Source organism: Caulobacter sp. BE254 (assembly GCF_031457295.1).
In the GTDB taxonomy this organism is placed as follows: Bacteria; Pseudomonadota; Alphaproteobacteria; order Caulobacterales; family Caulobacteraceae; genus Caulobacter.
The window spans coordinates 334585-352747 of record NZ_JAVDWJ010000003.1; the positions used below are offsets into that span (position 1 = coordinate 334585).

General features: G+C 70.8%; 17 protein-coding genes and 1 pseudogene. 13 read left to right on the plus strand and 5 right to left on the minus strand.

Annotated elements, in window-relative coordinates; all coding sequences use genetic code 11:
- Positions 1 to 6: 6 nt before the first annotated feature.
- The gene (locus tag J2X41_RS08360; protein ID WP_310081125.1) at positions 7 to 1587 is read right to left on the minus strand and encodes a cytochrome ubiquinol oxidase subunit I; all 1581 of its coding nucleotides are present in this window, start codon (positions 1585 to 1587) and stop codon (positions 7 to 9) included.
- Positions 1588 to 1707: 120 nt separating this feature from the next.
- On the opposite strand from J2X41_RS08360, the gene cydD reads away from it, so the two are divergent.
- From cydD to J2X41_RS08385, 5 genes are all read left to right on the plus strand, one after another.
- Positions 1708 to 3342: a thiol reductant ABC exporter subunit CydD gene (cydD, locus tag J2X41_RS08365; RefSeq protein WP_310081126.1), complete on the plus strand. Its 1635-nt coding sequence runs from the start codon at positions 1708 to 1710 to the stop codon at positions 3340 to 3342.
- On the plus strand, positions 3339 to 5072 hold the full coding sequence (locus J2X41_RS08370; protein WP_310081127.1) for an ATP-binding cassette domain-containing protein: 1734 nt from the start codon (positions 3339 to 3341) through the stop codon (positions 5070 to 5072). Before cydD ends, J2X41_RS08370 begins: the two co-directional genes overlap by 4 nt.
- A gap of 6 nt (positions 5073 to 5078) precedes the next feature.
- Positions 5079 to 6578 carry a PAS domain S-box protein gene (locus J2X41_RS08375; protein WP_310081128.1) on the plus strand — a complete coding sequence of 500 codons (1500 nt, stop codon included), beginning with the start codon at positions 5079 to 5081 and terminating at the stop codon, positions 6576 to 6578.
- 3 nt (positions 6579 to 6581) lie between these two features.
- Positions 6582 to 7211, plus strand: coding sequence for a response regulator FixJ (gene fixJ / locus J2X41_RS08380; protein WP_310081129.1), 630 nt, complete (start codon positions 6582 to 6584; stop codon positions 7209 to 7211).
- Positions 7212 to 7330: 119 nt separating this feature from the next.
- Positions 7331 to 7978, plus strand: a complete 648-nt coding sequence (locus J2X41_RS08385; protein WP_310081130.1) for a helix-turn-helix domain-containing protein — start codon at positions 7331 to 7333, stop codon at positions 7976 to 7978.
- A gap of 142 nt (positions 7979 to 8120) precedes the next feature.
- Here J2X41_RS08385 and J2X41_RS08390 read toward each other — a convergent pair whose 3' ends face one another.
- The gene (locus tag J2X41_RS08390; RefSeq protein ID WP_310081131.1) at positions 8121 to 8972 is read right to left on the minus strand and encodes an aldose 1-epimerase; all 852 of its coding nucleotides are present in this window, start codon (positions 8970 to 8972) and stop codon (positions 8121 to 8123) included.
- Between the two features lie 167 nt (positions 8973 to 9139).
- Complete coding sequence (locus J2X41_RS08395; RefSeq protein ID WP_310081132.1) at positions 9140 to 11146, minus strand: SPFH domain-containing protein; 2007 nt, start codon at positions 11144 to 11146, stop codon at positions 9140 to 9142.
- 246 nt (positions 11147 to 11392) lie between these two features.
- Between J2X41_RS08395 and J2X41_RS08400 the strand changes: the two genes are divergently transcribed.
- A complete protein-coding gene (locus tag J2X41_RS08400) occupies positions 11393 to 12400 on the plus strand; it encodes an SMP-30/gluconolactonase/LRE family protein (RefSeq protein ID WP_310081133.1) in 1008 nt (335 codons plus the stop codon).
- A gap of 74 nt (positions 12401 to 12474) precedes the next feature.
- Here the strand turns inward: J2X41_RS08400 and J2X41_RS08405 are convergent.
- Positions 12475 to 12780: pseudogene (locus J2X41_RS08405) on the minus strand (DUF1244 domain-containing protein); the annotation flags it as partial.
- Positions 12781 to 12859: 79 nt separating this feature from the next.
- Complete coding sequence (locus J2X41_RS08410) at positions 12860 to 13438, minus strand: helix-turn-helix transcriptional regulator (RefSeq protein WP_310081134.1); 579 nt, start codon at positions 13436 to 13438, stop codon at positions 12860 to 12862.
- 373 nt (positions 13439 to 13811) lie between these two features.
- Here J2X41_RS08410 and J2X41_RS08415 point away from each other — a divergent pair, with 373 nt between their 5' ends.
- The 7 genes from J2X41_RS08415 to J2X41_RS08445 all read left to right on the plus strand — a co-directional run bounded on the left by J2X41_RS08415 (position 13812) and on the right by J2X41_RS08445 (position 18150).
- Positions 13812 to 14465 (plus strand): hypothetical protein, encoded by a 654-nt coding sequence (locus J2X41_RS08415; protein WP_310081135.1) that lies wholly within the window; start codon positions 13812 to 13814, stop codon positions 14463 to 14465.
- Positions 14466 to 14577: 112 nt separating this feature from the next.
- The gene (locus tag J2X41_RS08420) at positions 14578 to 15162 is read left to right on the plus strand and encodes a hypothetical protein (protein ID WP_310081136.1); all 585 of its coding nucleotides are present in this window, start codon (positions 14578 to 14580) and stop codon (positions 15160 to 15162) included.
- A gap of 25 nt (positions 15163 to 15187) precedes the next feature.
- On the plus strand, positions 15188 to 15751 hold the full coding sequence (locus J2X41_RS08425; RefSeq protein WP_310081137.1) for a hypothetical protein: 564 nt from the start codon (positions 15188 to 15190) through the stop codon (positions 15749 to 15751).
- Between the two features lie 23 nt (positions 15752 to 15774).
- The gene (locus tag J2X41_RS08430) at positions 15775 to 16359 is read left to right on the plus strand and encodes a hypothetical protein (RefSeq protein ID WP_310081138.1); all 585 of its coding nucleotides are present in this window, start codon (positions 15775 to 15777) and stop codon (positions 16357 to 16359) included.
- A gap of 4 nt (positions 16360 to 16363) precedes the next feature.
- Positions 16364 to 16951, plus strand: a complete 588-nt coding sequence (locus J2X41_RS08435; protein ID WP_310081139.1) for a hypothetical protein — start codon at positions 16364 to 16366, stop codon at positions 16949 to 16951.
- 12 nt (positions 16952 to 16963) lie between these two features.
- On the plus strand, positions 16964 to 17578 hold the full coding sequence (locus J2X41_RS08440) for a hypothetical protein (protein WP_310081140.1): 615 nt from the start codon (positions 16964 to 16966) through the stop codon (positions 17576 to 17578).
- Positions 17575 to 18150: a hypothetical protein gene (locus J2X41_RS08445; RefSeq protein WP_310081141.1), complete on the plus strand. Its 576-nt coding sequence runs from the start codon at positions 17575 to 17577 to the stop codon at positions 18148 to 18150. The genes J2X41_RS08440 and J2X41_RS08445 overlap by 4 nt, the downstream gene beginning before the upstream one ends.
- The last annotated feature ends 13 nt before the right edge of the window (positions 18151 to 18163 follow it).

The window sequence follows — 18163 nt, forward strand, 5'->3', positions numbered from 1 at the left end:
TCTCCTTTAAGCGACGGCTTCGCCGGCGGGGCCGGCTCCGGGACGCCCCGGCGCGCCGGACGGGAAGGCTTCCTGCTCGGCGAAGGGGCCCTTCTTGATCGTCTTGAGGATCAGCCCGACCTCGACCACCGCCAGGGCGCCGTAGAGCAGGGTGAAGACCACGATGCTGGTCAGGATCTGGCCCACGCTCAGCGACGAAGGGGCCAGGAAGGTGGGCAGCACGCCCTCCACCGCCCAGGGCTGGCGCCCCACCTCGGCCAGCACCCAGCCCAGCTCGGTCGAGATCCACGGCAACGGAATGGCCGCAACGGCGAGCATCAGGAACCAGCGGGTGTCGTGCCTGCGCAGCGTGACCAGCACGAAGGCCGTGGCGAACATCGCGATCATCAGGAAACCGATGCCGGCCATGATCCGGAACGACCAGAACATCACCGGCACGTTAGGCACGGTGTCCCAGGCGGTCTTCTGGATCAGCGCCTTGTCGGCCGTGCGCGGGTCGGCGACGTGGCGCTTGAGCAGCAGGGCGTAGCCGAGGTCGCGGCGGTGCATCTCGAAGACGCCGCGCGCCGCCAGGTTCTTCGGATCGGCCTTCAAGGTCTCCAGGGCGTCATAGGCGACCACGCCGCTCTCGATCCGGGTCTCGGCCTGGGCCACCAGCTCGAAGATGCCGGCGACGGGCCGGTCCAGGCTGCGGGTGGCGATCAGGCCCAGGACATAGGGGATCTTGATCTCGTCATGGGTCTTGCGGGCCTTGAGGTCGGGGATGCCGAAGGCGGTCAGGCCGGCCGGGGCGGGCTCGGTTTCCCACATGGCCTCCAGGGCGGCCAGCTTCATTTTCTGGTTGTCGGTCAGGGCGTAGCCGCTCTCGTCGCCCAGCACGACCACCGACAGGGACGAGGCCAGGCCAAAGGCGGCGGCCACGGTCAGCGAGCGCTTGGCGACGCTGACATACCGGCCCTTCAGCAGGTAGAAGGCGCTGACCCCCAGCACGAGGACCGCGGCGATGGTGTAGCCGGCGCTGACCGTGTGCACGAACTTGGCCTGGGCCACCGGGTTGAACAGCACCGCCCGAAAATCGGTCACCTCCATGCGCAGGGTGTCGGGATTGAAGGCCGCGCCGACCGGGTTCTGCATCCAACCGTTGGCGACCAGGATCCACAGGGCCGACAGGTTGGTGCCCAGGGCGACCAGGAAGGTGACCAGCAGGTGGGTGACCGGCCGCAGCTTGTCCCAGCCGAAGAACATCAGGCCCACGAAGGTGGCCTCGAGGAAGAAGGCCATCAGCCCCTCGATGGCCAGCGGCGCGCCGAAGATGTCGCCGACATAGTGCGAGTAGTAGGACCAGTTCATGCCGAACTGGAACTCCATCGTCAGGCCGGTGGCGACGCCGAGCACGAAATTGATGCCGAACAGCGTGCCCCAGAACCGCGTCGTGGTGCGCCAGATCGGCCGCTTGGTCATCACATAGACGCTCTCCATGATCACCAGCATGAAGGACAGGCCCAGCGTCAGGGGCACGAACAGGAAGTGGTACAGCGCCGTCAGGGCGAACTGCAGGCGGGAGAGGTCGACGACGGCGGGGTCCATGCAGCGCTCCGGTGGTCGTTGGCGATCGCGCCAAGGACCTTCTACCCCTAGACGCATCAAGGCCAGGGCGCTTTGATCCGGATCAAGGACGCGCCCGTCCCCAGACCCCAACAACGGCCGATGACCGCCAGTTTCACCGCCCAGCTCGACGCCGTCGCGCGACCCTGGCTGAAGGCGTTGAGCCCGGCCGGCGGTCGCGCCGCGCGGACCGCGCCGCTGTGGCTGCTGGCCGACGTCCCCGCCGCGGTCGCCTTCGCCGCCGGCCTGGCCCTGGCGGTCGACACCCTGCCGCGCGGTCTGGCCGCCGCCGCGCCCTGGCTGGTCCTGCTCGCCCTCGCCGCCGCCGCCCGGGGCCTGCTGGCCAAGCGCGCCGCCGAGGCCGGGGCCCTCGCCGCCGCCGGGGTCAAGGCCCGGGCCCGCCAGGACGCGGTGGCTTCGGTGCTGGGCGGCCGCGTCACCGGCGGCGAGGCCCTGTCGGCCGTGGTCGAAGGGGTCGAGGCCCTGGACGGCCACGTCTCGCGATTCGCACCGGCCAGGCTGGCCGCCGCCGTCGCGCCGCTGCTGGTCATCGCCGCCATCGCCGTCGCCAGCCCCGTGGCGGCGGGGGTCCTGCTGGCGACCCTGGTCCCGTTCGGCCTGGTCATGGCCCTGGCCGGCGGCGCGGCGGCCGAGGAGTCGCGGCGGCAGTTCCTGGCCCTGGAGCGGCTGTCGGGCCTGTTCCTCGACCGGATCCGTGCCCTGCCGCTGGTCCTGGCCTTCCAGGCCGAGGGGGCGGTGACCCGCGACCTTTCAGTGGCCGCCGACGACCTGGCCCGGCGGACGATCCGTGTGCTGAGGGTCGCCTTCCTGTCGTCAGGGGCGCTGGAGTTCTTCGCCGCCCTGTCGGTGGCCCTAGTGGCGGTCTATTGCGGCTTCAACCTGCTGCGGCTGCTGCCCTTCCCGGTTCCCGAGCAGCTGGACCTGAAACGCGCCTTCTTCGCCCTGGCCCTGGCCCCGGAGGTCTACGCCCCGCTGCGCCGGCTGGCCGCCGCCTATCACGACCGCCAGGCCGCCGAGGCCGCCGCCCTGACCCTGGCCGCCCTGCCTGCTCCGCCGCCCGCTCCCCCTACCCCGGCGTTCGACGCCCCGCCCGCCATTCGCTTCCAGGCCGTGACCGTGACCTACGCGGCCGGCGAGGCTTCGGTGTTCGACGGCTTCGACCTCGATGTCGCGCCCGGCGAGGTCGTCGCTCTGCTGGGCCCCAGCGGCAGCGGCAAGACCACCCTGCTGAACCTGCTGCTGGGCCTGGCGCCCCTGAGCGGTGGCGAGGTGGCGGTCGGCGACCAGCGCCTGTCGCACCTGGGCTCGATCGCCGCGTCGGTCGCCTGGGCCGGCCAGTCGCCGGTGATCCTGCCGGGGACCCTGGCCGACAACCTGGCCCTGGCCCATCCCGGCGCCGCCCGCGAAGACCTGGCGCGAGCGGCCCGCGCCGTCGGCCTGGACGCCGTGCTGGACGGCCGGGGCGGCCTCGACACACGCCTCGACGAACGGGGCGCGGGGCTGTCCGGCGGCGAGCGGCGGCGGCTGGGCCTGGCCCGCGCCCTGCTCAAGCCCGCCCCGATCCTGTTGCTGGACGAGCCGACCGCCGACCTCGACGCGGCCTCGGAACAGGCCCTGCTGCCGATCCTGCGCCAGGCGGCGCGCGGCCGCACAACCCTGATCGCCACCCATTCCGAGGCCGTCGCCGCTCTGGCCGACCGGGTGGTGCGGCTGTGAGCGGCCTTCGATCGAATGAGGGTCCCCTCGCCGCCCTGATCCGCCAGCAGCGCCGGCGCCACGCCGACGGCCTGCGCCTGGCCGCGCTCTCGGCGGCGATCGTCGGGGCGGGGTCGGTGCTGCTGCTGGGCCTGTCGGGCTGGTTCCTGACCGGAGCCGCGATCGCCGGCGTCGCCGGGCTGGCGGCGGCCCAGGCCTTCAACGTGCTGCTGCCCAGCGCCGGCATCCGCCTGCTGGCCATCCTGCGCACCGCCTTTCGCTATCTGGAGCGCCTGTCGAGCCACGCCGCCGCCCTGAAGGCTCTGGCCGCCATCCGCCCCACCCTCTACGCGTCGCTGGCGGTTGCCCCGCCGGCCCAGGCCCTGGCCCTGTCGCGCGGTGAGGCCTCGGCCCGGTTGGTGCAGGACGTCGACGCGGTCGAGACCCGGCTGATCCGCCTCTCCGCCCCCTGGGGCGCCGGGGCCGCCGTCGCCGCCGGCCTAGCCATGGCCGCCCCCGCCGGCTGGGCGAGCGCCCTGGTCGTCGCCCTGGCCGTCGCCGCCACCGTGCTCGGCGTCCGGGCCCTGGCCGCTCGCCTGACCGCCCGCACCGGCCCGGCGATCCAGCGGGCCGCCGGCGACCTGAAGGACGCCCTGGCCGCCTACGCCGCCGCCGCGCCCGAATTGCGGGTTTATGGCGTCCAGGATCGCGCGGCCGCCGAGATCGCCGGCAAGGGCGCGCGACTCGACGCCCTGAAGCGCGAGGCCGTGGCGGCCGGTGGTTGGCTGATAGCGCTACAGGGCGCGATCCTGGGCCTGGCCGTCGCCGGTGTGCTGGCCTTCGCCCACGACGCCGCCACGCCCCTGGCGGCCATGGCTGGTCTGGCCTGCGCCATGGCGCTGGAGGGCTTGGTCGGCGTCGGCAAGGCGTTCGAGCAGGAAGCCGGGGCGGACGCGGCGGCCGAACGGCTGGACGCGGTGCTGGGGCATGAGCCGGAACCGGCGCGCATGTCAGCCTCCACGATATGCCCTAACCTGACCTTCGGTGAACTCACCCTCGAACCGGGCTCGCGGCTGGTCCTGACCGGACCTTCGGGCTGCGGCAAGACCACCGTGTTGGAGCGCCTTTTAGGTTTGCGCACCTTAGACGCCGCTCATCCCGGCGAATGCCGGGACCCAGATGGAATGGCTGGGGGGATGACGCCAAGGCGCGATGAGGTCCTCCAATCATCCGCATCGCTAAGGGGTCCCGGCCTTCGCCGAGATGAGCGGTTGAGATGTGGGGGGCAAGATATCGAAGCCCTTTCCCCCCACACCCTCCGCGCCGCTTTCGCCCACGCCCCGCAGGACGCGGCGATGATCGCCGGCACGGTGCGCGCCAACCTCGCCCTGGCGGGTGTCCATCCCGACGAGGCCCTGTGGGACGCCCTGGCCGACGCCGCGCTGGAAGCCCGGGTCCGCGCCCTGCCCCAGGGCCTGGACACCTGGATCGGCGAGAACGGCGAGCGGCTGTCGGGCGGCGAGCGGCGGCGGCTGTCCCTGGCTCGCGCCCTGCTGCGCGACGCGCCCTGGCTGCTGCTGGACGAGCCGACCGAAGGCCTGGACGCCGCCGCCGAGGCCCTGGTCGTCGCGCGCCTGGACGCGCGGCTGAAGCGCACCGGCCAGGGGCTGGTGCTGGTCAGCCACCGCCCCGCGCCGCGCGCCTTGTGCGATCGGGAACTGCCAATCGCTCCGCCAGCGGCTATAGGATAGCCGACCTTGCGCAGCGGAGGCCGCTATCACGTGATGACCATGGTTTCGGCCGGGACGCTGCACAGCGACATGCGGCCCCGCGCCTATCTGGCCGCCATGGCCACGGTCCTGGCCTGCTGCCTGATCCAGCTGGCCCTGCCCCCCGGCTTCACGGCCCCCTCGGCCTTCCTGCTGTTCGTGCCGGCCGTGCTGATCAGCGCGGCGGTCGGCGGCCTGGCGCCGGGCCTGTTCGCCACGGTCCTGGCGGCGGGCGCGGTCTGGCTGTTGAAGGTGCAGGGCCGGCCCGACCAGGCCACGGCCCTGTCCAGCCTGGTGTTCGTGATGATCGGCTTTGGCATGTCGGTCGGCGGCGGCTGGTTCCACGCCGCCCGCTCGCGCGCCGCGGCCATGACCCATCACCTGCAGTCGATCCTCGATTCGGCCCCCGACGCGGTGATCGTCATCGACCCCGCCGGGGTGATGACCTCGTTCAGCCCCGCCGCCGAGCGCCTGTTCGGCTGGACCTCGGCCGAGGCGATCGGCCGCAATGTCAGCCTGCTGATGCCCGAGCCCGACCGCGGCGCCCACGACGGCTTCCTGGCGCGCTACGCCCAGACCCGCGAGAAGCGGATCATCGGCGTCGGCCGGGTGGTGGTGGGCCAGCGCAAGGACGCCACGACCTTCCCGATGGAGCTGGCGGTCGGCGAGACCCGGGGGCTGCAGCCGTTCTACACCGGCTTCATCCGTGACCTGACCGAACGCCAGCAGACCGAGGCCCGGCTGCGCGACCTGCAGACCGAGCTGGTCCACGTCTCCCGCCTGACCGCCATGGGCGAGATGGCCTCGACCCTGGCCCACGAGCTGAACCAGCCGCTGTCGGCGATCGCCAACCTGCTGACCGGCTCGCGCCGGCTGATCGACCGCGGCCGGCCCGAGGACCAGGCCAAGGTCCGCGACGCGGTCGACAAGGCCTCGGCCCAGGCCCTGCGGGCCGGCGACGTGATCCACCGCATGCGCGAGTTCGTGCGGCGCGGGGCCAGCGAGCGGGCGCCTGAGAGCCTGTCCAAGGTGGTCGAGGACGCCGCCGCCCTGGCGCTGATCGGGGCGCGCGAGCACCTGGTGACCACCCGCCTGCAACTCGACCCCGCCGCCGACGCCGTCTATGCCGACCGAGTGCAGATCCAGCAGGTGCTGGTCAACCTGATCCGCAACGCGGTCGACGCCATGGCCGAGGCGCCGCGCCGTGAACTGACGATCGCCAGCCAGCGGCTGGACAACGGTTCCGTCCAGGTGAGCGTGACCGACACCGGCTCGGGCATCGGCGACGACTTCCGCGAGCGCCTGTTCCAGCCGTTCATGACCACCAAGGCCGAGGGCATGGGGGTGGGCCTGTCGATCTCGCGCTCGATCATCGAGGCGCACGGCGGGCGTATCTGGGCCGACCCGAACCCGAAGGGCGGCACGGTGTTCCACTTCATCCTGCCGCCGCGTAGGGATGGCGACGAAGACAACAGGTCAGGGACGTGATCGATGAGTGAAGCCGTGGTCCACGTGGTCGACGACGACGAGAGCGCCCGCGAATCCCTGGCCTTCCTGCTGGAGGCGGCCGACTTCGAGGTGGTCAGCCACGCCTCGGCCCTGGCCCTGCTGGACGCCCTGCCGCTGGACGGCGCCGGCTGCGTGATCACCGACATGCGCATGCCCGACATGACCGGCCTGGAGCTGGTGCGCGAGCTGAACGCCCGCGGCTGCCGCGTGCCGATCATCATGATCACCGGCCATGGCGACATCCCCCTGGCGGTCGAGGCCATGCGGGCCGGAGTGGCCGACTTCATCGAAAAGCCGTTCGGCGAAAGCCGGATGATCGACGCTCTCAACCGCGCCCTGGAAGCCGGACCGCCGCCCCTCGCCCAGAACGGCGCCGCGAGCGCCGTCTCGGACGAGGCGACGCTGGTGCGCCAGCGGCTGGAGACCCTGTCGGAGCGCGAACGCCAGGTGCTGGACGGCGTGGTCGACGGCCAACCCAACAAGGTGATCGCCCGCGAATTGGGCATCAGCCCGCGCACGGTCGAGATCTATCGCGCCAAGCTGATGGCCAAGATGCACGCCGACAACCTGGCCGCCCTGGTGCGCATGACCCTGTCGGTCCGGCGGGGATGAGCGCGCGGGGGTCGATACGTTCAAGCCGGGCTAGGTAATCCCCCTTAGGCGTAGGTCCCGACTGTACCGCCAGGCTCCGGCGACGGAGATTGGCCGGGCCAAGAGATCGGGAGATCGCCATGCTGTCCGTGATCCAGACCCCCGCCGTCACCATCGTTCGCCAGCCCGCGACGATCGTGCTGGACGGCCAGCGCCAGACCTACGGCCCGGGCGAGACGATCTTCGACGAGGGCCGGCCGGCCGACCGGATCTACCAGCTGATCTCCGGCGCCCTGCGCACCTGCCGGATCCTGCGCGACGGCCGGCGGCAGATCGAGGCCTTCCACTTCGCCGGCGACGTGTTCGGCCTGGAGAGCGGCGAGACCTACCGCGCGGCCGCCCAGACCCTGGGCCCGGCCCAGGTGCGGGTCATGCCGCGCCTGGCGTTGGAGGCCCTGGCCAGCGAGCGCGGCGACGTGGCGCACCGGCTGCTGGAGCTGACCACCGACAGCCTGCGCCGCTGCCAGGACCACGTGCTGATGCTGGGCCGCCGCACCGCCTGCGAGCGGGTCGCGGCCCTGCTGCTGGACCTGGCTGAGCGGACGGGCGCGGAGGCCCTGCTCGACGTGCCGATGACCCGCCAGGACATGGCCGACTATCTGGGCCTGACCATCGAGACCGTCTCGCGCACCTTCACCCAGTTCCAGCACGACGGCCTGATCGCCCTGCCGACGACGCGCAAGGTGCTGCTGCGGGACCGGCGGGCGCTGGAGGCGATGGTGGATTAGGGCTGCAAACGCTGTGCGTGGTCCTCGTCCTTCGACAAGCTCAGGATGAGGACCATGTAGAGGCCTGAGCAGTAGAAAACCTCATCCTGAGCTTGTCGAAGGACGAGGTTTTCGCATCCGAAGCCGGACGTCGGCGAACGCCCTAGCTCGACGCGACGTTCATCCACACCGACGCCGTCTCGCCCGGCGCCAGGACCTTGATCCCGCTGTCCTCGCCGTTGAACGGGTCCGGACGGTTGGCCACCGGTTCGGCGCAGACGAAGTCGGCGCCCGGCGGGGAATAGACGTGCAGCCAGCGGCACTCGGGCGAGGCCGTCAGGGTGGTGCTCGCCCCGCCCGGCGCCGACAGGGTCGCGACGCCGGTCCAGCCCGTGTAGCAGTTGTCGATCAATTCGCTGACCGCGGTCGGCGCGCCCGCCGCCCAGTCCGAGCGCCAGACGCCGTCGAGGTGGCGGACGGGCAGGCAATCCTCGTCGGTCAGCCAGACGCCGGTCACGCCGGCCTGCAGCCGCTCGCCGTCGCGGGCCGGGAAATAGGGGTGGAAACCCAGGCCGACGGGCATCGGCTCGTCGCCGGTGTTGGTCACCGACAGGTCCTGGCGCAGGCCCGTCTCGCCCAGGGTGAAGCGCTGCTGCGCGCGATAGGCCCAGGGCCATTCGCCGGGCGGATGGTCAAAGGCCAGCACCGCCTGGGTCTCGTCGGCCGAGACCACGCTCCAGGTCCCGCGCCAGGCCTGGCCGTGCAGGGTGTGCGGATGGTCCCCCAGGTTCGGCGACAGGGCCACCTCGCGGCCGCCGAAGCCGAAGCGCCCGTCGCGGATGCGGTTGCAGAACGGGACCAGGGCGAAGTTGCCGGTGTCGAGCACCTCGGCGGTCCCGGCCGGCGCCGGCCGCAGCACGTCGCGGCCGTCCCAGGTGAAGCGGCCCACCGAACCGCCCAGGGCGGGCAGCAGCTCGAGGCGGGCGCGGGCGGTCTGCAGGACGACGACGGTCATGGGAAAGCCTCGGAAACTGGCGGTGACGCGGCCTGCCTACGCACATCGCCCGGCCGAGACAAGCACGGCGAAACGGGTGGACGCCCCAAAAGGATCGTCATCCCGGACGCCTCGTGGAGGCTGTCCGGGATGACGACGGCGGGTTCAGCCCTTTCGGGCTGAAGCGCCTACTCGACCTCCTCCGTCACCCGCTGGTCGCTGGCGTCGACGGCCAGGCCCAGCTTCTCGGACATCAGCAGGGTCAGCAGAGCCTGCATGACCCCGCCATTGGCGCCGCCCTCGCCGCCGGCCCCGGTGATCGAGACCTTGGGCACCACGTCGACGCCGCTGGTCTCCAGGGCCTCGGCGAAGCGCTCGGCCACCTGGCGGGCCAGCTGGTAGCGGGCGCCGCCCGAGGCCTCGACCTGGCTGGCGATGGCCTCGGCGGTGGCCAGGCCGACCTTGCTGACCCGTTCGGCCTCGGCGCGGGCCAGGGCCACGACCTTGCCGGCCTCGCCCTCGCCGAGCAGGCGGGTGGCGTCGGCGTCGGCCTTGGCCAGGGTCCGGCGCTGCTGGGCTTCCTGTTCCGAGCGGGCCAGGCTGGCCTTGCCGGCGTTCTGCTGCACCTGGATCGACAGCTGGCTTTCGGTGATCGCCGTCTGCTGCTTGGCCAGGGCCTCGGCCTCGCGCAGCTCGCGCTCCTTCTGGGCGGCGAACTTCTGCCGCTCATAGGTGCCGATCTGCTCGTCGGCGATCTGCCGTTGGCGAAGCTGGGTCAGGATCTTCTCGATCTGGTCGTCGCCGCTGGCGGCCGGGCGCGGCGTGCCGATCAGCACCTCCTGCAGTTCCAGGTTGTAGAGACCGAACTTGGCCTTCATCTCCTCGCTCGACTGGCTCTGGATGGCGCTGCGGTCCTGCAGCAGCTCGATCAGGGTGCGGGTCTGGCCGATGTTCTTGAAGTAGGCGCTGACCATCGGGTCCAGGGTCTGCTCGACCAGCTTCTTGATGTCGCCGAACCTTTGGATGACCAGCGGCGCCTTGCGGTAGTCGATGTGGACCACGACCGAGACCGGCAGGGTCGGCTCGAACGCGTCGCGGGTGATCAGCGACACCTCGGCCAGGTTCTCGTCGAACTTGTGCGAGCCCACGGCCATCGTCTCCCACTTCAGGATGAAGTTGGTGGTCGGCACCATGGTCACGCGGCCGGCATAGGTGTTGAAGGCGTACTTGCCCGGCAGCAGCGGGTCGCGCCACACGCCGCGCTCGCCATTGGCGACCAGCTCGCCGTGGCGATAACCCTCGCCCGAGGTGTCGGCGCCCAGCGCGCCGGTATAGGACACCACCACGCCGACCTGGCCGACCTCGACCACGGTCTTGTCGATCCGCTCGACGGTCGCGAACAGCCGGTTGATGTAATAGGTGCCCTCGACCAGCACCTGCAGCTGGCGACCCTTGCGGCCGCCGGCGGCCAGGAACTTGCCGGCCTCCTGGAAGCTGTTGTGGTAAGTCGCCGTGTCCTCGGGGTCGACGCCGACCAGCGGCGCGATCAGCTCGCCCGACGGCAGGCCGGGGCCGTCATGGACGGTGATCACCCCGATCTGGTCGTCGGCGTCCTTGATCACCACCGGCTCGAAGCCGCCGCGTTCCTCAATGATCTCGGCCATCTGCGCCAGCAGGTCGGCCTCGCTGCGCTCCAGGCTGAGCGCGAAGGTGCGGTCCTTGGTCACCACCACGAACTGGGCCAGGTTGATGGCGTAGGCGCCCTCGCGCAGGATCTTGCGCTGCGGGCCCTTCTGGCCGCCGGCGGCCAGGAAGGCGCGGGCGTCCTGGAAGTCGACGCCGGCCGGATGGGTCGCCAGGGTCTGGTCGGCCTCCAGCGGCGCGCCGTCGCGGGCGAAGACATAGCCGATCCGGCCCTGGGGAATGGTCACCAGCGACTGGACGTGCAGGCGGTACTGGAACGGAAAGAAGAAGTGCAGGCCGCCGCGCAGGACGTCGGGCTGAAAGCCGGCCTCCTCCTTCAGCGCGATCAGGCCGCCGGCGATCGAGCCGCGCCGGCTCCACAGCTTCTCGACCACCGCGACGCGGTTGTTGCCGATGTAGCGGACCATGCCCGAAACGGCGACGAACGCCGCCGCGAGCACGACGAAAAGCGCCGAACCGACCAGCGGTCCAAACGCCAAGAGGTTAGACATTTAGGTAGCCCCATGCGGCCGCCTGGGAAGCGATGATCGCTCCATGGATCAGCGGCCACGCTTCAAGTATGCACGCCGCGGCGCCGCGCAATCATGAGGCGATCACATCGGATCACGGACGCGAGAACTCCGTTACACGAAGTTCATGGACGATGCGGGCGAGCCGTCCGTGACCAGTGGCGCTGAGACCAAACGCGAGGCAAAAGAGCGTGGCCGACGAGTCGAACAGCCAGGAGCCTCGCCCCCATGACCTCAACCTTGCCGATGTCCCGCCGCGCCGCGGCCGCCTCGCTCCTGGCCCTGGCCGCCGCGCCCGCCCTTGCCCGGGCCGAGACCTACCCCGTGGTCGGCAAGGTCGAGCGCCTGGACCCGGCCCTGGACGCCCTGGTCGACGCCGACGCGCCGGTCGAGCAGGTGCTGGACGGCTTCACCTGGAGCGAGGGACCGGTCTGGGTCGGCGGCAAGGACGGCTTCCTGCTGGTCTCGGACGTGCCGGCCAACAAGATCCTGCGCTGGTCGCCGGCGACGGGCGGATCGGTCTGGCTGTCGCCCTCCGGCTATGCGGGGCCCGAGACCAACAGCCTGCGCGAGGCCGGCTCGAACGGCCTGATCCTGGCGCGCGGCGGCCTGGTGGTCGGCGACAGCGGCAATCGCTGCGTCTCGCGCATCGACCTGAAGACCAAAAAGAAGACCGTGCTGGCCGCCAGCTTCGAGGGCAAGCGCCTCAACAGCCCCAACGATCTGGTCCTGGCCCGCGACGGGGCGATCTATTTCACCGATCCGCCGTGGGGCCTGAAGGGCGACTGGCGCTCGCCCTATCGCCAGACCGACTATGCCGGCGTCTATCGCCTGGGAACCGACAACAGCCTGACGATCATCGACAGGACCGTGGAGCCCAACGGCATCGGCCTGTCGCCCGACGGCCGGACGCTGTACGCCACCGACCGCAAGTCCGGCTGGGTGGCCTGGGACCTGGACGCCAAGGGCGCGCCGACCGCCCGCCGGCAATTTGTCGACCGCGCCGCCAGCGGCATCGACGGCGGCGACGGCCTGAAGGTCGACCGGGCCGGCAACCTGTGGGCCTCGAGCAAGGACGGGATCTCGATCTTCACGCCGGCCGGCCAGCGGATCGGGATCATCCGGGCCGACGACGTGATCTCCAACTGCGAGCTGGCCGCCGACGGCCATCTCTACATGTCGTCCAACCACCGCGTGATCCGGGTGAGGGTCAAGGCCCGGAAGCTGGCCGTTTAGCGGCCCGGCTCGGTCATGGCCGGCGGATCGCTGGCCGGAAAGCTGTCCTCCAGCGCCGCGTCCAGCCGGGCGTCCCGCTCGGCGCGCAGCCGCGCGGTGAGCGCCACGCTGGCCTCCATGCGCGCCAACTGCTCGGGAGTCGCCGGGCCCTGGTGGCGCGCCTTCCATTCCGATTGCGGCATGCCGTAGACCGCCTCGCGGGCCTGGTCCCGGCTCAGGGCGCCCTCCGAGGCCTCGCTCACCCAGTCGCCCAGGCAGTTGCGGCAGAAGCCGGCCGCGCCCATCAGGTCGACGTTCTGGACGTCGGTCCGCAGGCGCAGGTGCTCGACCAGCCTATGGAAGGCGGCGGCGGCGAGACGGTCGTCGATCGGCGTGGTCATGGTTCCGGCCCAAGATGTCGTGCGCCATCATTTGGCCGTTCGCGGCCGGATCGGCAACTCGCATCGACACGAGGCGGGGTCAGGCGAAGATCTTGACGATCATCGCCAGGATCTCCTCCTTGGAACGGACGTCCATCTTGCTGTGGATGTGCTTGATGTGGGTCCGCACGGTCAGGATCGAGATGGCCTTGCTGTCGGCGATTCGCTCGGCGCTGGCGCCCTCGATGATCAGCTGCAGGATCCGCGCCTCCATGGCGCTGAGCCCGAACAACCGCTCGAGCCGCGGAATGTGCACCGGCGCCTCGAAGTCCTTCAGCGTGATCACCACCGCCCGCTCGCCGTCCTCGTCGACCGGGCGCATGCGCAGCAGGAAACGGGTTCCCTGCTCGGCCTCCATGAACTGGCAGATCTCCTCGCCCGCGAAGGCTTCGTCCAGCCGCTCGTTCAGGAACTGCTGGGCGCGGCGGTCGACGCCGCCCAGCTTGCCGGCTCGATCGACCAGTGGACAGTCGCCGTGCAGCAGCAGCGCCGCCGCCCTGGAACGCCAGAGAAGCAGGCCCTGTCGATCGACCACGATGCGGGCGACTTCGTCCTCTTCAAGACAGAACCTGATGGCCTCGAAATCACGTACCCCGGCGAGCGAATGCGTGCCGTCCATGCCCCTGCCCCTTCTCCCTGTTGACCGGTCTTGGCGCCGGCATCTAGCTGAACCATTCTTTTCTGGTCCGCAGTCTCCTCATCTAGAGGCATATTGGGCAATAATTTCCACAACCTAAGATTAATGGATACATAATAGCGTCGGTTTGACGCACGCCAAATGCATATGCCTCTCAACGCCGCTATTTCTTAGACTATTTGTATTATTAAAGCCATTATAGCTAATAGAGACAGATCTGAATTCCCCATTCAGGCGAAACTATTACGCATACCCAAGCTGGGGGATTTCACACCACTAGTTCTCTGCAATCGTCAGCCAAGCATTAAGAACTTGTTAATTAAACAAGGGCTGGGCGATGATAGGCAAATGCATAATGATCTCCCGGGCTCGACGCTCGGAACGCGGGCTTCGGCCGCTGGACTGGCTGGTCGGCGGCGGCGTGGTCGTGCTGGCGGTGTTCGCCGCCGGAGCTGACCTGGCCCAGGCCCAAGTCACGGCCTACGCCGGCGGATCGCCCTCCAATATCGTGCTGTCCATCCCGGTCACAGCCTCGGTCGGCGGCCGCTGCGGCTTCGCTCCGGGCATGGCCCCCAACGGCTCGACCAATGTGGGCGAGGTCAACAACGCCTTCTCGGCCGACTTTCCGTTCACGCTGGAATGCACCGTGCCGTTCCGGGCGGCGGTGATCTCGCAGAACGGCGGCCTGCTGGCCTCCAGCGTCACGCCGCCGACCGGCTACACCAACCTCGCGCCCTATCAAGTCGACCTGAACCTGGTCGGCGACGTCGGGGTCACCCCGGTCAGCGGCGCCTGCGACACGGGCGACCTGAAGACCAGCTCGGGCGCCACCTGCACCTTCAAGGGACCAGCCACCGCCAGCCAGGGGCTGCGCCTGAACGGCTCGTCCTACGACGTCTCCGGCTCGTACCTGCGGGTCAGCCGCGCCGCCTACGCCGGCCCCCAGATCTTGGCCGCCGCCAATGTCTACGCGGACTCGCTAACGGTGACCCTCAGCGTCTCGCCGTGACGCTCTTTCGGACCCGCTCCCCCAGCGGATCCGATCGTCTTTCCGGGGGAATTGGGGCTCGCCCCGCAAAACCAGGCCGGTTCGCCGGCGCAACATTTGGGAGTGAAACGACATGAACAAGACCATCCTGATCGGCGCCGCCCTGCTGGGCCTCGCCGCCGCCCCGGCCGCCATGGCCCAGACGGTCACCGGCACGGTCAATGTCACCGGCAGCGTCGCGGCCAAGTGCGTCGTGATCACCGGCGGCGCCGGCTCCAGCTTCAGCGGCTCGATCCCGCTGGGCGAACTGGCCGGCACGGACGGCGCGCTGTCGCCCACCCTGGCCGGCTCGACCAACGCCGCCCCGGCCGGCTCGACCCAGTTCCGGGTCAACTGCAACAGCGCCGCGCCCAAGGTGACGCTGAGCTCGACCCGCCTGGCCCTGGCCCCGACCGCCACCGCCCCGGCCGGCTACGCCAACGTCATCGACTACACCGCCGCCCTGGACGCGGCCCTGGCCTCGGGTTCGACCCAGACGGTCAGCTACGTCACCGCCGCGGCCCTGCCCGCCGCCACCGTCCAGGCGCTGTCCGACAGCCTGGCCAACAGCGCCAACAACCTGACGGTCAAGGCCTACGCCCTGAACACCGCCTCCGGCGCGCTGCTGATGGCCGGCAACTATTCGAGCGTCATCTCCATCACCATCGAACCGGTCTGACCCGCAAGGCGACAGGAGCACGATCATGCGACATCCGATCATCCTGTCCGCCGCCGCGGCGAGCCTCGTGCTCGCCTGCGGAGCGGGCGCGGCCCTGGCCCAGACGGCGACGGGCACGGTGCAGGTCAACGGCACGGTGGCCAACCGCTGCCTGTTCGTGACCGGCGACGTGGTGCTGGACCTGGGCGAACTGTCCCTGCTGTCCGGGGACACCGCCGCCATCGGCCGGCTGGACGGCGCCAAGCTGACCAGCCGCACCGCCACCCTGAACGGCTGGTGCAACGGGGTCTCGGCCAGCATGGCCGTCGAAGCCCTGCCGATCCTCAACACCAGCTTCACCGACGCGGCCCCCACCGGCTTCGACCGCCGTGTCGACTACACGGCCACGGCCACGGCCTCGCCGGCCGGCGGCGCGGTCTCGGCCAGCGACAGCACCCTGGCCGCCGGCGGCGGCGCGGGCAGCACGACCGGCGTCTTCAGCAGCGACATCGTCGTCAGCTTCGCCGATCCGGCCACCCCGACCAGCGGACGGCTGGTGGCGGGATCCTACGCCGGCTCGGTGATCGTCACGCTGTCACCCGCCACCTGAACCCGCGCCAGAAGGAGGTCGTCATGATCCAGCATCGAACCATCGGACTCGCGGCGACCGCCCTGGCCCTGGCCACGTCCGTGGCCGCCGCGCCGGCCAACGCCCAGGACCCGGCCCGAGGAAATGTCGGGCTGGACGCCCGAGTCAGCCAGGTCTGCGTGCTGGGCGAGCCCAGCCCGGCCGGCCTGGCGCTCGGCCAGATCTCCGAAGCCTCGGGAACCCGGGCCGGACGGCTGGCGACGATCGCCGCCCAGACGATCCTGCTGCCCGGGACCTTCTGCAACTACGGCGGCGCGGCCCTGGCCATCAGCGCCTCGCCGCTGGCGGTGACCAGCGGCGCCGCCCAGGCCGGCTTCACCGGCGCGGTGGACTACACCTGCTCGATCAGCGCCTGGGGCGCGACCGCCGCCACCGTGCGCACCAGCGCCACCAACGCCGCCGGCGACAGGACCAGCGCGACCAGCGCCGCGCCGAAGGCGACCGACCTGACCCTGGTGGTCTCCGACTTCGCCACCGCCGCCGACGACCTGCTGCAGCCGGGCGCCTACCTGGCCCTGGTCACCATCACCCTCGGGCCCGACGCGGGCCTGAACGCCTCGGGGAGCTGAGCCCATGCATCCCGCCTTGTCCCATCGCACCCTGTCCCTTCTGATCGCGCCGCCGGTCCTGCTGGTCCTGGCCGCCGCCGCCCACGCCCAGACCGTGGGCCCCTCGGACTCCGCCGGACCGATCCAGATCACCGGCAACGTGCCCAACAACATCTGCACCCTCGGCGCGCTCAGCGACGGCGACAACCTGTTCGACGTCGGCGTGCTGATCGACACGGCCACCGGCCTGCTGCGCCCCGACCTGGCCGCGCCGCCCAAGGTGCTGACCGGAACCCAGTGCAGCTCGCGCAGCCAGCTGACCATCGCCGCCACCCCGATGACGGCCCAGGCCTTCGTCACCACGCCGCCGACCGGCTTCTCGCGCGGGGTCGACTACACGGCCACCGCCTCGGGCTGGACGCCGATCGACGCCCGCTATTCGACCGGAACGGCCGCCAACGCCGCCGCCTCGCAGGTCCGCGAAACGGCCGGCGCCGCCGACATCACGATCAGCCTGTCTGGCTTCGCCACCGCCGGCGGTCCGGCCCTGCGCCCGGTCGCCGACGACACCTACCAGGGCGCCGTCGTCGTCACCCTGGCCGCGGCCAGCTGAAGGAGGATGACCATGCGCGACACCCGATCCCTCGCCGCCGCGACCCTGGCCACCGCCTCGGCCGTCACCCTGCTGCTGGTCGGACAGCTGGCCAAGGCCCAGACCGACGACAACACCCGCGACATGGTGGTGCGCGGCCAGGTTCCGAAGGTCTGCACCCTGGCCACGCCGACGCTAAGCTCCGGCAGCCTGGTCAACTTCAAGACCCTGAACGGCTCCAGCCTCGAGGTCGACGCCCTGACCGATCCGGTCACCCTGTCGACCCGCGCGGCCTCGGCCCAGGTGACCTTCGCGGCCGTCTGCAACTACGCCCACCAGATCGTGCTGGAGAGCCAGAACAACGGCCTGTGGCGCTCGGAGCTGGGGCTGACCCCCGCCCCGACCGGTTTCAGCGATGCGGTCCCCTATACAGCCACCCTGGTCTGGGGACCGGTCAGCAACACCTTCCAGGCCGACGCCAGCGCCCGCCGAATGCGCGACAGCGCCCAGGCGGTCGACCAGCCGGTGGTCGGCGACATGGTCCTGCGGCTGGATATCCAGCCGGGGGCCACGAACCTGCAGACCAATGCGCCGCTGGTGTCGGGCGTCTATCGCGACACCCTCAGGCTGACGGTGGAACCCCAATGAAAGCCGCCCTCGTCCCCCTCGCCCTCGGCGCCGTGCTCGTCGCGGCCGCCTCGGCCCAGGCCCAGACCGTCTCGACCGGAGAGCGGGCCAGCAACCGGCTGGACCTGTTCGGCGTCGCGCCCAGCGCCTGCGTCCTGTCGCCACCCTCAAGCGCCGCCGGGACCAACGCCAGCTTCACCGCCCAGGGCGCCCAAGGCGTCGTTCGCCTGACCCAGTTCATCGATCCGCAGACCGCCCAGCCGCGCGACGCGGTGATCAGCCTGGGCTTTCCGGTGGTCTGCAACTCGGCCCATCGCCTGGTGGTGCGCACCGACGGGGCCGGCCTGGCCCGCACCGCCGGTCCTGCCCCGGCCCCCGGTTTCCGCGACAGCCTGGGCTTCCAGTTGTCGGCCGACTGGGCGGGCCTGACCGCCACCGGGTCCAGCACGTCTCTCACCCCGATCAGCCTGCAGACCGCCAACGGCGCGGCCGGGCTGATGAACCTGATCGTCAACATCACCGGCGGGGGCGCGCCGATGGTCGCCGGCGACTACGCGGGAACGCTGGTCGTCGAGATCGAAGCCTCGAACTGAACTCGAACCGAAA

Coding starts and splice junctions, on each gene's coding strand:
- J2X41_RS08360 (WP_310081125.1), bottom strand. CDS start 1,587: ATGGACCCCGCCGTCGTCGACCTCTCCCGCCTGCAGTTCGCCCTGACG.
- cydD (WP_310081126.1), top strand. CDS start 1,708: ATGACCGCCAGTTTCACCGCCCAGCTCGACGCCGTCGCGCGACCCTGG.
- fixJ (WP_310081129.1), top strand. CDS start 6,582: ATGAGTGAAGCCGTGGTCCACGTGGTCGACGACGACGAGAGCGCCCGC.
- J2X41_RS08385 (WP_310081130.1), top strand. CDS start 7,331: ATGCTGTCCGTGATCCAGACCCCCGCCGTCACCATCGTTCGCCAGCCC.
- J2X41_RS08390 (WP_310081131.1), bottom strand. CDS start 8,972: ATGACCGTCGTCGTCCTGCAGACCGCCCGCGCCCGCCTCGAGCTGCTG.
- J2X41_RS08395 (WP_310081132.1), bottom strand. CDS start 11,146: ATGTCTAACCTCTTGGCGTTTGGACCGCTGGTCGGTTCGGCGCTTTTC.
- J2X41_RS08400 (WP_310081133.1), top strand. CDS start 11,393: ATGACCTCAACCTTGCCGATGTCCCGCCGCGCCGCGGCCGCCTCGCTC.
- J2X41_RS08410 (WP_310081134.1), bottom strand. CDS start 13,438: ATGGACGGCACGCATTCGCTCGCCGGGGTACGTGATTTCGAGGCCATC.
- J2X41_RS08415 (WP_310081135.1), top strand. CDS start 13,812: ATGATCTCCCGGGCTCGACGCTCGGAACGCGGGCTTCGGCCGCTGGAC.
- J2X41_RS08420 (WP_310081136.1), top strand. CDS start 14,578: ATGAACAAGACCATCCTGATCGGCGCCGCCCTGCTGGGCCTCGCCGCC.
- J2X41_RS08425 (WP_310081137.1), top strand. CDS start 15,188: ATGCGACATCCGATCATCCTGTCCGCCGCCGCGGCGAGCCTCGTGCTC.
- J2X41_RS08430 (WP_310081138.1), top strand. CDS start 15,775: ATGATCCAGCATCGAACCATCGGACTCGCGGCGACCGCCCTGGCCCTG.
- J2X41_RS08435 (WP_310081139.1), top strand. CDS start 16,364: ATGCATCCCGCCTTGTCCCATCGCACCCTGTCCCTTCTGATCGCGCCG.
- J2X41_RS08440 (WP_310081140.1), top strand. CDS start 16,964: ATGCGCGACACCCGATCCCTCGCCGCCGCGACCCTGGCCACCGCCTCG.
- J2X41_RS08445 (WP_310081141.1), top strand. CDS start 17,575: ATGAAAGCCGCCCTCGTCCCCCTCGCCCTCGGCGCCGTGCTCGTCGCG.